Here is a 13532-nt window from a genome sequence, read left to right on the forward strand (position 1 = left end):
AAGAAATTGCGCTTTTTTTATCCACGCTTTCGAATTCAATACCTTTACATATGAGAAAAATCCTCCTAATATTTCTTTGTTTAGCCTGCTCCATTTCTTTAGTTTTTGCGCAAAATTGGGATTGGGGAGGCCCTATAGACCCTCTACAAGAAAAATTCAAAATAGAGCATTACCGACTGGAAATTGAGCTTTTGCCTGAAACCCAGAGTATCAAGGCCAAAAGTACTGTGACCTTCTCTGCACCGGAGAAATTAGATATCCTTCGTCTGGATCTTATCGATCAATACACGGTGAGTAGTGTAAGGATGAATGGGGTTGAAGTTGACTTTTCACATCAAAATGACCTGCTGGATATTAAAGTGATTGATTGTACCTGCGATGCTGTGGATATCTATTATGAAGGAAAAACGCCAATAGCCATTAATCCTCCCTGGCAGGGCGGTTTTACTTGGGAAATTGATCAGCTGGGTAATCATTGGATGGGGCTTTCTTCACAAGGTGAAGGTGCAAAGATCTTTATGCCTGCTCTTGATCATCCGTCCTCTGAGGCTTCCAATGGGGTAGATCTTTTGGTGACAGTTCCTAATCCATATTTTGTAGCTGCAAATGGTAGATTAGATCAGATCAAGAAAGAGGGCGAAAAGTTAACCTATCATTGGACTACCGATTACCCGATAAATAACTATGGGATCAATTTTACCATGGGGATTTTTCATGAGGAGAAAATAGATTTCAAATCAGTTTCTGGTGCCGAAATTCCGATGCACATCTGGGTATTGCAGGAAAATAAAGCTAAGGCAAAAGGAATTCTTGAAGTCCTAAAAGTTTCAGCCCAGACTCATGAAAAATACTTTGGAGCCTATCCTTGGCCAAAAGATAAAATCGCCATAGTCGAAACTCCTTACCTAGGTATGGAGCATCAGACGATCAATGCTTATGGCAATAGTTTTCAATATGTCCGAATGGGGAATGTGAATTACGATAATTTGCTACATCATGAACTCGGGCATGAGTGGTTTGGGAATAAGGTTTCCGTTGGAGATTGGGCAGATTTCTGGATTCATGAAGGGATCACTGCTTTTGGAGATTGGATGTTTTTTTGGGAGCACGGAGGAGAGGAAGCGTATTTTAAAAATGCTAAAAACACGCTTAGGCAAATTTCAAATTCCCAACCAGTAGTCAGTCCTATTAACAGTACAGAGGAAGAGGCTTATCACTCAGATATCTATACAAAGGGGGCCTTTGTGATGCATTCTTTACGCTGGGTGCTTGGAGATGATGTGTTTTTTCCCATGCTGAAAGCATTTGCTAGTGACGCTCGATTTACGTACGAAAATCAGGTAAACACACGTGATTTTATCGATTTTGTCAAAGCTTATTCTGGAAAAGATCTGGAAGGCTTTTTTCAACTTTATCTATACAGTACAGATTTGCCTAAAGTAAAAATTGCCAAGAAAGGGAAAAAAGGATTCGAAGTCTCTTTGGAGGGAATCAATTTTCAATTACCAGTTGAAATTGAAACTGAGAAGGGAATTAAAACAGTAATGCTGGGTAAAGAGCCATTACTTATCAATAGTGAATCAGCCCCTATTATAGACCCGAGGGGCTGGTTGATGCTGGGTAAGTGATGTTTTCAATTCGAATCTAATATTCCTTCATTCAAAATTAGTTATAGTTCTGTTTAATGGCTTGATTAATTTTAAAGCCATAATAATCAGATAGATAATTAGAAATTGACATTTTGCAATCGGGATTAAATTAGATTTAACCGTGCCCCTTTAGAATATTTTTATAATTTTGCCCCAATTTGGACTTAAGTAAAACTTTCTCTTCAACCTCCCCCTCTAATGCCTAAAGACAGTAGCATCAAGCACGTTCTCCTCATTGGTTCTGGTCCCATCGTCATCGGTCAAGCTTGCGAATTCGATTATTCCGGTTCTCAAGCAGCTCGCTCCCTTCGCGAAGAAGGGATTAAAGTCACGCTGATAAATTCCAATCCCGCGACGATAATGACTGATCCTGTGACGGCAGACAATGTGTATTTGCTCCCGCTGGAAAAGAAATCAATCATTAAAATCTTGACTGAGCATCCCGATATCGATGCGGTGCTTCCTACTATGGGAGGTCAGACTGCCTTGAATCTTGCGATTGATTGCGACAAAGCTGGAATTTGGAAAAAATTCAATACTCACATGATCGGAGTAGATATCGATGCGATTGATACTGCCGAGAACCGGGAAAAATTCAAAGCATTGATGGAAAAGATCGGTGTTGGAGTTTGTAAAGGAGCAACTGCAACATCCTTCCTTCAGGGTAAAGAAATTGCTCAGGAGATTGGTTTCCCGCTTATCATCAGAGCTTCCTATACCCTTGGAGGTGCAGGCGGTGCTTTTGTAGAAAAAGAAGAAGATTTTGAAAGATTGTTGGTCGCAGGTCTTCAGGCTTCACCAGTTCATGAAGTGCTTATCGAGCAAAGTATCATGGGTTGGAAAGAGTATGAGCTTGAGGTCATGCGTGACAACATCGGTAACATGATCGTGATCTGTTCCATAGAGAACTTTGATCCAATGGGTGTACACACGGGAGACTCTATCACGGTGGCGCCAGCGATGACTTTACCGGACACTACTTACCAACGGATGCGAAACTATGCGATCACAATGATGAATAGCATCGGGAATTTCGCAGGTGGATGTAATGTGCAATTTGCTGTAAGTCATGATAACTCCGAGATCATCGGAATCGAGATCAACCCACGAGTTTCCAGGTCTTCGGCTTTAGCATCTAAAGCAACTGGATATCCAATCGCTAAAGTGGCTGCTAAACTAGCCATTGGCTACAACTTGGATGAATTGAAAAATTCAATAACAGGAACAACCTCAGCATTTTTTGAGCCTTCGATTGACTATGTGATCGTAAAAATCCCACGTTGGAACTTTGACAAATTCAAAGGATCTGATAGACGTTTAGGACTTTCCATGAAAGCAGTTGGGGAAGTGATGGGAATTGGAAGAAATTTCCAAGAGGCACTTCAAAAAGCTTGTCAATCGCTTGAAATCAAACGAAACGGACTAGGTGCTGACGGAAAAGAACTGAGAGATCAGGATAAGATTCTTTATTCCCTAGCCAATCCAAGCTGGAATAGATTATTCCATGTCTATGATGCTTTCAAGCTTGGGATCTCATTCCGAACCATCCACGAGCTAACGCAAATTGATAAATGGTTCCTGAAGCAAATTGAAGAATTGATTCATCTGGAAGGCGAGATAGAAAAGTATGATTTGGACTCTATACCTGTAGAGTTGATGGATCTGGCAAAGAGAAAAGGATATGCCGATCGTCAAATCGCTCATTTGTTGGATTGCTTAGAAAGCGAAGTCTTTGACAAGCGATACAAGGAGATGGGCATTAAAAGAGTTTATAAATTAGTGGATACCTGCGCAGCAGAATTCGAGGCACAGACTCCATATTATTATTCCTCCTTTGGAGAGGAGAATGAATCTGTAAGATCAGATCGCAAAAAAGTAGTAGTCTTAGGTTCAGGTCCGAATCGAGTAGGTCAAGGAATTGAGTTCGATTACTCCTGCGTCCATGGAGTATTAGCAGCAAAAGAATGCGGCTATGAGACCATCATGATCAATTGTAACCCGGAGACAGTTTCTACAGATTTTGATATTGCCGATAAGCTTTACTTTGAGCCTGTATTCTGGGAGCATATTTATGAGATTATTTTGCACGAGAATCCACTTGGAGTAATCGTGCAGTTGGGAGGTCAGACTGCATTGAAATTGGCCGAAAAGCTGGAGAAGTACGGAATCAAGATCATCGGAACAAGTTTTGAAGCGCTTGATTTGGCAGAAGATAGAGGAAGATTCTCTACCTTATTGAAAGACCTAGATGTTCCATATCCTGAATTTGGTACGATTCACAATACGGACGAAGCGTTGGAGCTTTGCAAAACGATTGGATTCCCACTTTTGGTAAGACCTTCCTATGTATTGGGTGGTCAGGGGATGAAGATTGTGATCAACGAGAAAGAACTTGAGCAGCATGTAGTGAATGTGCTTCGGGATATTCCGAATAATGAAATCTTACTGGATCACTTCTTGGAAGGGGCAATTGAAGCGGAAGCAGATGCGATTTGTGATGGAGAAAATGTTTACATCATCGGAATTATGCAGCATATCGAGCCTGCGGGAATTCACTCAGGAGACTCTTATGCGGTCCTTCCTCCATATAATTTGGGAGATTTGGTGATTCGTCAGATCGAGACTTATACCCATAAGATCGCCTTGGCTTTGAAGACAGTCGGATTGATCAATATCCAATTTGCGATCAAAAATGATAAGGTCTACATCATTGAAGCTAATCCAAGAGCCTCCCGAACAGTGCCGTTCATCTGCAAAGCATATCGGGAACCTTACGTCAACTATGCCGTAAAGGTGATGTTGGGTGAGAAAAAAGTGACAGACTTTGAATTCAAACCGTACAAGAAGGGTTATGCTATCAAAGAACCTGTCTTCTCCTTCCATAAATTCCCGAATGTCAATAAGGAACTAGGGCCTGAAATGAAGTCAACAGGAGAAGCGATTTACTTCATTGATGATTTGATGGATGATTACTTCTTGAAAATATACTCAGAGAGAAACCTTTATTTGAGTAGATAAATTGAAAAGCTAAAAAGATAAAACCTTGTTAAAGTTTTTAATCATATTTCTAGGAGTGGGTTGGCTTTTGGGCCAACTCATTCGCTATTTCTTGCGGACTAAACTGGCAAAATTTGCGCAGCAGGTGAACGAGGCGCAAAAAGAACAAATGCGTGCGCATCAACAAAATGCCAGAAGTAAAGATGGAGTTCATGTGGATTTCATCCCCAAGGAGCATCAACAGAAGCGCAATAAAGATATCGAAGGCGGAGAATATGTCGATTATGAAGAAGTGAAGGAGTAAATCCTTCACTTTTTTTCTTTAAAAAAGACGGATAGTTTTTAAACGAGCCTACACCAAAAAACCTTAAAACCACTAGCTGTTTTTGTCCCGATTAAAAAATCATCTCCTCCATCCTTTAGTCCAAATTTCTTTTTGAAAGCATCTGATCCGGAAGCATAGTTTCGGGTAATTACATTGACTTTACCACTTGGAAATCGTTTTTTCAGTTCATTCTTTTTTGGATTGATTTCCTCCAAAATCTCAAAAATTCGACCTGGGATATCTGGATTCACTTCATTCGAAGTGTAGAGGTGAGTATTCGCATCCAGCTTTTTTAACCCAAAACGAATTCCAAATGTCTTGAAAGCTCCTGCTTTTAGGATCGCCGAATAAGGCTCAATCAAATACTTTCCCGCTTCTCCAAAACTAGCTTGAGCATTCACTTCCTCATTAGACGAAAAAGAAAAGGATGATTTGTCTCTTCCAAGATCTATTGCTTCAATTTCGGGCGGGTTTTCAATACCGTTTTTATTCCAAATCAGCAAAAGCTCTTTCACTTCATTCTTTACAGAAACTATTTTCACTTTTTGGATTTCTGGAAGCTCTTCCAAGGCTTGGGAAATATCTAGCATGGGAGAGAGTTTGAGCAGAATGGAATTGGCTTTGCTTTTCATCAGCTCCCAAGTAGCAACTACGTTGGGTTGGCAATCTGCAAGTTTGTAAAGTTTTTGATTTGAATCGCCTCTTCTTGCGGGATCACCATAGATCAGGTCAAAATGCTTTTCTGATTTGGCTAAAAAATCCAATCCATCACCAATTACGAGTTGAAATTTGTCTGGTGTTAAAGTCTCCAAATTATGAAAAGCAATTTTCGCAAGCTCTTCCTGCTGCTCGCAGTAAATAGCTTTTTCAAAACCTTTGCTCAAGTGAAAACTGTCCACCCCAAACCCGCCGGTAAGATCGATCAAAAGTTGCCCTGATTGTCCATTTGATTTGAATTTGGCTGTTTCTTCCGAACTGCTTTGCTCCAGTGAAACACTTGCAGGAAAAATTAAATCAGGGTTTGAGGTCCAAGAGGGGAGTTTTTTCTTTGCTTTTTGTCGGGCAGCGATTTGCTGCACTGCAGCTTTCAGATCAAAATCAGTTTTGCCCTGATATTTAAAAAGTAAAAGTGCAGGATCTTCATTCAGATGATCCTGCACAAATTGTTTAAAGTCAGCCCGATGATATTGGCTCAACTCCATTTAGACTAGTTTATTTTCAAGCGCATATTCTGCGATTTGGACAGCATTAGTTGCAGCACCTTTTCGAAGATTATCTGCAACGATCCACATGTTAATTGTATTAGGTTGAGATTCGTCTCTTCGAAGTCTACCCACAAACACCTCGTCCTTCTTATGTGCAGTGATCGGCATTGGGTAAATGAAGTTGGCTGGATCATCCTGTACGATTATACCAGGAGCTTTTGATAGCAGTTCACGAACTTCAGCCATATCAAAGTCTTCCTTAAATTCGACATTCACCGCTTCAGAGTGACCCCCCATGGTTGGAATTCGAACTGTGGTAGCAGTCACTTTGATTGAATCGTCGGAGAAAATCTTCTTGGTCTCATTGATCATCTTCATTTCCTCTTTAGTGTAGCCATTTGGTTGGAATACATCAATGTGAGGAAGAACATTCATATCGATCTTATGTGGATAGACCATCTCTGGGGTAGTACCAGCTCGCTCAGCCATCATCTGATCTACAGCTGCCTTCCCAGTGCCCGTCACGGACTGATAGGTGGATACCACAATCCGTTTGATGCCGTAGCGCTGACGCAAAGGTTCAAGAGCCAAGACCATTTGGATCGTGGAGCAGTTTGGATTTGCTATGATTTTATCCTCCTTCGAAATCTCTTTGGCATTAATCTCTGGTACTACCAATTTCTTGGTAGGGTCCATTCTCCAAGCAGAAGAGTTGTCTATGACCAGGGTGCCCACCTCAGCAAATTTTGGTGCCCATTCCAAAGAGGTGTTTCCACCGGCAGAGAAGATTGCAATCTCAGGTTTCAAGGATACTGCTTCTGCTAAGCCAATAACTGTATAGTCTTTGTCTTTATAAGCTATTTTTTTACCCACTGATCGCTCACTGGCGACAAGTAAAAGTTCGTCAAAAGGGAAATTGTGCTCATCGAGCACTTCAAGGATTTCGGATCCTACCAAGCCGGTAGCTCCTACCACTGCTAATTTCATCGAAAGGGTCGTAATAGGTTGTTAAAATTCAAGGTGTAAAAGTAAGTACTATGCGGTCATTTTCAGGTTAATCCTAATAAATATTGATTCATTTAGATAGAAAAAAAAACTGGGGAAGTCTCTTACTTATTTCAAACTGATTTAGTAGATTAGTTCAAATTTTTATACTAATTCCTTTATGATCAATTTTTTAACATTGGTGTTAATCCAATTTCTTCCCCTTCTTCTAATCAATGAAGACCAAAATGGAAATCAAAAACAAGATTTTGAGGAAGAGTTTGTTATTGTAAATGCCCCGATGGAGTTTCTCCCAGGGTGGACAGCAAATGAATTGAGAGCAACTTCGTCAAGAATATTCCAAACTAACCTAGGAAGAAATAACTCCAAAGCCATAGCAGTTCAGCCCATTTCAACTTTTAATGGGGAACTTACCATCAGCCTTTTAAATGAAGATTTTGAAGATCCAATAGTTGAGTTTTGGGCGAGATCAATTCAAAATGGAACAGGAACCAGATCAGCTGAAGTTTACATTTCATGGAAAAATGACTCTCAATCATCTTTTTCACAGCCCACTTTACTTGGGAGTAAACAAGAGTTTGAAAATCAAAATCAAGATTTCAGGAAATTTCAAATTGAACTCCCGGATTTTCTAAAGACAATAAGAGAAATAACCTTTAAAATAGAGGTTCGGTACGGGGCTGGAACAGGGAGTGCTGCCCGATGGATAATGGACGATTTTGAATTTGGGGATTTTGAGGTTGATTTGAAATCGCCTGCTTTAACCCAAATCAGAGGATTTGACTCCAATCAACTTGAACTTACTTTCGATGAAGCATTGGATCCGGTCTTTCCGCTTTTTCAAGTAAACTATGATTTGGAGGGAATCGAACCAGAATCAGTAATTCTAAAGAATGATACATTGGTTTATTTGTTATTTGATCAGGATTTGGTTCAAGGCAAAGATTATATTCTTCAAATGAAACAGATTCCTGATCTGAGCGGTAATTTTCTTAGCGACACCTTGGTCAATTTTACTTTTTATGACCCTACCGATATTCCCGCAAAAGGATTGGTAATCAATGAAATTATGCCTGCTCCAAGAGCAGATTTGGACTTGCCCAATGTAGAATATGTAGAGCTTTTTCATGCGGGTGATTTTCCATTTAGATTGAAAAATGTTATTTGGGCAAATTCACGAACTCAGGTGAAATTGGATGAATTTTGGATATTACCTGGAGAGTTTCTCATTCTTGTTCCTCAAAATCAAGCAATAGTATTTGAGCCTTATGGGAAAGTTCTGGAAGTGGCAAGCTGGCCTACTTTGCTAAATTCTGGGGATCGATTGAGGATTGAAACTGATAAGGGCGAAAAGATTGACGAGTTGACTTATGCTACTGCAAATTGGGGAGGGACTGAGTTTGCAAATGGAGGATACAGTCTTGAAGTAAGTAATCCTTTCTATGCTTGTGAGCAATCTGAATTTCTTATTCCCTCTAAAGATCTGCTGAGAGGAACTCCCGGAAAGATTAATTCCAACTTTGATCTCACTTCTGATTCTGAATTTCCACGATTGGAGGAGGGATATTTCATAAATTCGACAATGATCAACTTGAGGTTTTCAGAGCCGATCATTCCCAATGCATCTAGCTTAAATTTTTCCTTTTCGCCAGATCTTCAATTGGACTCAGTTAAATTTTTAGACTCACGATCCATTCAATTGATCCTAAAGTCCGAAGCTAGATCGAATCAAGTTTATCAGCTTGAAATAAATGGAATCAGCGATTGTAGTGGAAATAAATCCCCTAATTCTGATCCTTTTGAGTTGATATTACCGATTCCTGCAAAAAAAGGAGATTTAATCATCAATGAACTTTTATTTAACCCTAAAACAGGAAGTCCAAAATTTGTGGAATTGTATAATCGGACAGATTCGTATTTGGAAATCGGAGACTGGAAATTAGCGAATCTAAATGAATTAGGTGAGGTAGATCAAATCAGAAGGCTTGCTGAAAACCGGCTTCAGATCCCTCCAAAGAGCTTTTTATCAATCACTACGAATATTGACCGATTAAAACTGGACTATCCGCTGGCCTCTTCAGGAGCCTTCCATTTGCTTAGTACGTTACCAAGCTATCCTATTTCTGGTGGGAACGTGGTTTTGCTGGATTCTGAGGAAAGCGTGGCGGAAATATTTTCTTATAATGAAGATCTACACCATCCGCTTTTGAGAGACCCTAAAGGTGTTTCTTTAGAGCGGATTTCCTCAGAAAGCCCGATTTCCAATCCTTCCAATTGGCATTCTGCTTCAGGAATAGCTGGGTATGCTACTCCGGGAATGAAAAATTCCCAACTCATTTCAAATGAATTTGACGGAGAAATTCTGCAGATCGAACCCAAAGTATTTGATCCGGAAGGTAGCAATGGCAATACTTTCACCAGTATCCGATATGAACTCGATCAAAGTGGTTGGATTGGAAACTTTCGGATATATACTACTTCCGGTCAATTAATCCAGGTTTTAGCTCAAAATGAATTATTGGGTGTAAATGGTCTTTTCACATGGACGGGAACTGATACTCAAGGAAGAATAGTAAGGCCCGGTTATTATATTTTGTTGGTTGAACTTTACGATATACAGGGGAATATTAAGGTCATAAAAGAGACCATTGCAATTGCGACATCTTTTTAAAAAAATTAAAAAAGTCTTTCTGTTTTCGAAATATTTTTATTAAGTTAATTTCCGAATTAACATACACCCATGGAAAAAGACCTGATTAATCAATCCCTTCACACTATTTGCCTTCAAAATGGCAAATCCCTTGATGACGCAAGCCAGTATCTGAAGATGAAATACAGAATGGATGTGGAAAACCTAGTCCTAGAAAAGCGTCTAAACAAAATTTTAAATGATGAAAAAGCCGTTGCATAACGTTTTTTTTTTGGGGTTAATTTCAAAATTATCTGATAATTAGGTTATTAGAATTTTTCTGCCTCCCGATTTAAAAATTTAAAGTCTTATTTAACTTTATTTTTATCGAGTAGAGAATTTTTATTTTTTGCAAATCCAAGGTCTAAATGTATTTTAGAGGTATCTATCAGAGTTGGTAGTCGATAATAATATTCATCAAAACTAGTTTGCTATGAGTCAAGGAGAAAAAACAGCGTATTCTCAGGAGGAATTGAAAGAATTTGAAGAGATCATCCTCAGTAAACTTGCTAGTGCAAAAGAAGAGTTACATATATTAAAAGAATCTTTGAGCAAGAAAAATGACAGTGGTACGGACTTTACTGCTTCCACATCTAAGCTGCTAGAAGATGGAGCGGATACTTTAGAGCGAGAGAGCCAAAATCAACTTGCTGCAAGACAACAAAAATTCATCATTAATCTTGAGAATGCATTGATTCGTATCAAAAATGGTACTTATGGGGTGTGTGTCGATACTGGTAAGTTGATCTATAAAGAGCGACTAAAGGCAGTACCACATACAATGCATTCCATCGAAGCTAAGCTGGCAAAGCAGTAAGTTTTGGACTTTTTGCATCGCCATATTGAAGCATTAATCTTTTGTTCACCTGTACCACTTCCTCAGGCGGAAATTTTAAAATGCCTCAATGAGATGTTTGAAGCGGAGGTGCCAAAAGAAGATGTTGCTGATGCAATTAAGGATTTGAGAGAGAAATATAAGTCTGAAGATTTTTCTTTTCAACTTGATTTTCTAGGTGGAGGCTATCAATTTTTGACCAAACCTGCCTACCAAACTTCAATTAGTATTCTTTTGCGGCAGCAGTCTCAAAAGAGATTGTCTACTGCTCAGCTGGAAACCCTGTCGATTATTGCCTACAAACAACCGATCACAAAAGGTGAAATCGAACAGATCCGAGGAGTTAACAGTGACTATTCTGTCCAAAAATTATTGGAAAAAGAGTTAATAGAAATCCAAGGTAAGTCTGAAGGAGTAGGAAGGCCATTGATTTATGGTACCTCAGGGAAGTTTATGGAGTATTTTGGGATCAATACTATCAGTGATCTTCCGCAGCCGAAGGATTTTTCTCAGCCTGAAAATCAAATCGGAGAGCAGAGAGATTAATTATTCTTGGAGTTTGACTTTAGCCATTTGAGCGATTAGGAATTTTTTCCCGGATTTTACTTCCAGGCAAAGGACTCTTGTCCTTCTTGTCTCACCTTTTTCAAATTCTCTTCCGGAAAGTAAAAAGCGATTTCCCGGTTTTAAATCTGAAAGAAAAAGATCCTCCGCAAGTTCATCTTTTTGATCATACTTACTCATTTCTTTCATTAAAAAAAGATCTGCTGCAGAGCTGGCTTTAGGGTTTTGCATGTGCTTTCGCAAAGGAATCAGGATATCGATCGGAAAAATCTCATCCTTCAATATTGGGAAAAGCAATTCTTGAAAAGTGCTTTTCCATTCGACTCCATGAGGGTTGATATTTATGCTAAACCTTGTGAAAGCAAAAAGATGTGCAACCTCATGAATATAGGTAAGTAAAAATTGATAAGGGTTGAGGTCTCGGTTTATAGTGATTGTCTGAATCTTCCGATCTCTTCTATATCTAAAATCCCCAAGTTTGGTTTTTCTCGACTGGCTTATCTGGAAATTGAAAGGTTCTTTTTCCCATAAGTCTAAACAATATTGAATAGAGGATTTGGGGAGGTGTTTACCGAATATAAGTTTGAGATTTTCCCTGCTATTCATGGCTAAAAATACCAAAAAAAAGAGCTCCGGATTCCGGAGCTCAATTTTTTTAGAAGTGGAGAGTTAATTACTTAACTTCTTCAACAATCTCTTCTACCATTACAGCAGAAGAATCAGCAGTTTCTTCAACTACTTCGATTGACTCTTCAACAACTACTTCAGTAGATTCTACTGTTTCAGTTGTCTCTTCAGTTACTTCTTTGTTGCCGCAAGATGCAGTTGCCATTAGGCCAACGATTGCGAAAATTGCAAATACCTTTTTCATTTTTTGTGGTTTTCTTAGTTACGCTGCAAATATATTATTACTTTGATCAATAAAACAACAAACCGCTCAAAATATTTTTATTTGTTTTTGTAAATAATTTTCACAGGAACTCCTTCGAAATCAAAGTTTTCCCGGAGTCTATTTTCTAAATACCGAGTATATGGCGATTTGATGTACTGGGGCAGGTTACAGAAGAAAGCAATCACCGGATTTTTGGTTGGTAATTGGGTCACATATTTGATTTTGATGTATTTTCCTTTCCAAGCCGGCGGCGGATATTTTTCAATTTCCGGAAGCATTACGTCATTTAATTTTGAAGTAGTTACTTTCCTGGTTTTGTTTTCATAGACTTTCACTGCGAGTTCAATAGCCTGAAAGATTCGCTGCTTTTCAGTTACTGAGGTGAAAATGATAGGAATCCATTTATTTTCACCGAGTCTTTCGATCATATCATCTTTGATGGTTCCCATGGTTTTATGATCTTTTTCGATCAAATCCCACTTGTTTACCATGATCATCACTCCTTTATTATTTTTAATTGCCAGGGCAATCAGATTGATATCTTGTGCTTCCAGACCTCTTGTAGCATCGACCATGATGATTACTACGTCAGATTCTTCGAGAGTTCTTAATGAACGCATCACTGAATAAAACTCTACATCTTCAGTTACTTTGGCTTTTTTTCTGATTCCAGCCGTATCGGTGATTATAAAATCTTGGCCAAAAAGCTTGTATCTGGTATGAATAGCATCCCGCGTAGTGCCAGCCTCGTTGGTGACAATGGAACGCTCTTTTCCTAATAGTGCATTTAGAAATGATGATTTTCCAACATTTGGTCTTCCAAGAATAGAGATTTTTGGAGTATCTGCATCAGGATCTTCCTCGCCTTCCTCTTCGAATTGAGTGATAGCATGGTCAAGTAATTCACCAGTACCACTTCCGCTTGCGGAGGCAATCGGGAAAACTTCATAATCACTGACTCCAAGGGAATAAAATTCATTCGCCATAAAGCTCTTTTCCTGATTATCTGCTTTGTTGGCAACGATGTAAACAGGCTTTTTGGTCGCTCTGAGTTCATGTGCAAAATCGGTATCCAAATCAGTGACACCATCATGGCAATCGACTACAAACAAAATCACATCTGCTTCTTCGATAGCAAGCTTTACTTGCTTTCTGATTTCTGCTTCATAAATATCATCAGAACCAATGACATAACCTCCTGTATCGATCACTGAAAAGAATTTTCCTGCCCACTGAGCATGGCCGTAATGTCTGTCTCGGGTTACCCCGCTCATGTTATCTTCGATCGCTTTACGCTCTTCAACGAGTCGGTTAAACAAAGTGGATTTTCCCACATTTGGTCTTCCTACTATTGCTACAATATTTGCCATA

At 39.2% G+C, this 13532-nt stretch carries 12 protein-coding genes; 7 read left to right on the plus strand and 5 right to left on the minus strand.

Going from position 1 to position 13532, the window contains the following annotated elements; translation table 11 throughout:
- Window positions 1-50: 50 nt before the first annotated feature.
- The 3 genes from P8O16_RS20175 to P8O16_RS20185 all read left to right on the plus strand — a co-directional run bounded on the left by P8O16_RS20175 (window position 51) and on the right by P8O16_RS20185 (window position 4950).
- Window positions 51-1628, plus strand: coding sequence for a M1 family metallopeptidase (locus tag P8O16_RS20175; protein WP_300318092.1), 1578 nt, complete (start codon window positions 51-53; stop codon window positions 1626-1628).
- A 219-nt stretch (window positions 1629-1847) separates the two neighbouring features.
- A complete protein-coding gene (gene carB / locus P8O16_RS20180) occupies window positions 1848-4667 on the plus strand; it encodes a carbamoyl-phosphate synthase large subunit (RefSeq protein WP_300318095.1) in 2820 nt (939 codons plus the stop codon).
- 25 nt (window positions 4668-4692) lie between these two features.
- Window positions 4693-4950, plus strand: a complete 258-nt coding sequence (locus P8O16_RS20185) for a DUF4834 family protein (RefSeq protein WP_300318098.1) — start codon at window positions 4693-4695, stop codon at window positions 4948-4950.
- 38 nt (window positions 4951-4988) lie between these two features.
- On the opposite strand, the gene P8O16_RS20190 is transcribed toward P8O16_RS20185, so the two are convergent.
- Entirely contained in the window at window positions 4989-6173 is a 1185-nt protein-coding gene (locus P8O16_RS20190) for a class I SAM-dependent methyltransferase (RefSeq protein ID WP_300318101.1), read from the minus strand.
- Window positions 6174-7163: an aspartate-semialdehyde dehydrogenase gene (locus tag P8O16_RS20195; RefSeq protein WP_300318103.1), complete on the minus strand. Its 990-nt coding sequence runs from the start codon at window positions 7161-7163 to the stop codon at window positions 6174-6176. It lies immediately after the preceding gene.
- A gap of 178 nt (window positions 7164-7341) precedes the next feature.
- Here P8O16_RS20195 and P8O16_RS20200 point away from each other — a divergent pair, with 178 nt between their 5' ends.
- From P8O16_RS20200 to scpB, 4 genes are all read left to right on the plus strand, one after another.
- On the plus strand, window positions 7342-9852 hold the full coding sequence (locus P8O16_RS20200; RefSeq protein WP_300318105.1) for a hypothetical protein: 2511 nt from the start codon (window positions 7342-7344) through the stop codon (window positions 9850-9852).
- A 69-nt stretch (window positions 9853-9921) separates the two neighbouring features.
- Window positions 9922-10092 carry a hypothetical protein gene (locus tag P8O16_RS20205; protein ID WP_300318107.1) on the plus strand — a complete coding sequence of 57 codons (171 nt, stop codon included), beginning with the start codon at window positions 9922-9924 and terminating at the stop codon, window positions 10090-10092.
- Window positions 10093-10303: 211 nt separating this feature from the next.
- Entirely contained in the window at window positions 10304-10687 is a 384-nt protein-coding gene (locus tag P8O16_RS20210) for a TraR/DksA family transcriptional regulator (protein WP_300318109.1), read from the plus strand.
- 3 nt (window positions 10688-10690) lie between these two features.
- The gene (scpB, locus tag P8O16_RS20215) at window positions 10691-11251 is read left to right on the plus strand and encodes an SMC-Scp complex subunit ScpB (protein ID WP_075349129.1); all 561 of its coding nucleotides are present in this window, start codon (window positions 10691-10693) and stop codon (window positions 11249-11251) included.
- Here scpB and P8O16_RS20220 read toward each other — a convergent pair whose 3' ends face one another.
- The 3 genes from P8O16_RS20220 to der all read right to left on the minus strand — a co-directional run bounded on the left by P8O16_RS20220 (window position 11252) and on the right by der (window position 13531).
- Window positions 11252-11875, minus strand: coding sequence for a SprT-like domain-containing protein (locus P8O16_RS20220; protein ID WP_300318111.1), 624 nt, complete (start codon window positions 11873-11875; stop codon window positions 11252-11254).
- 67 nt (window positions 11876-11942) lie between these two features.
- Complete coding sequence (locus tag P8O16_RS20225) at window positions 11943-12140, minus strand: hypothetical protein (RefSeq protein ID WP_300318113.1); 198 nt, start codon at window positions 12138-12140, stop codon at window positions 11943-11945.
- A 77-nt stretch (window positions 12141-12217) separates the two neighbouring features.
- Complete coding sequence (gene der / locus P8O16_RS20230) at window positions 12218-13531, minus strand: ribosome biogenesis GTPase Der (protein ID WP_300318115.1); 1314 nt, start codon at window positions 13529-13531, stop codon at window positions 12218-12220.
- Window position 13532: the final 1 nt, after the last annotated feature.

Source organism: Algoriphagus sp. (assembly GCF_029254265.1).
In the GTDB taxonomy this organism is placed as follows: Bacteria; Bacteroidota; Bacteroidia; order Cytophagales; family Cyclobacteriaceae; genus Algoriphagus.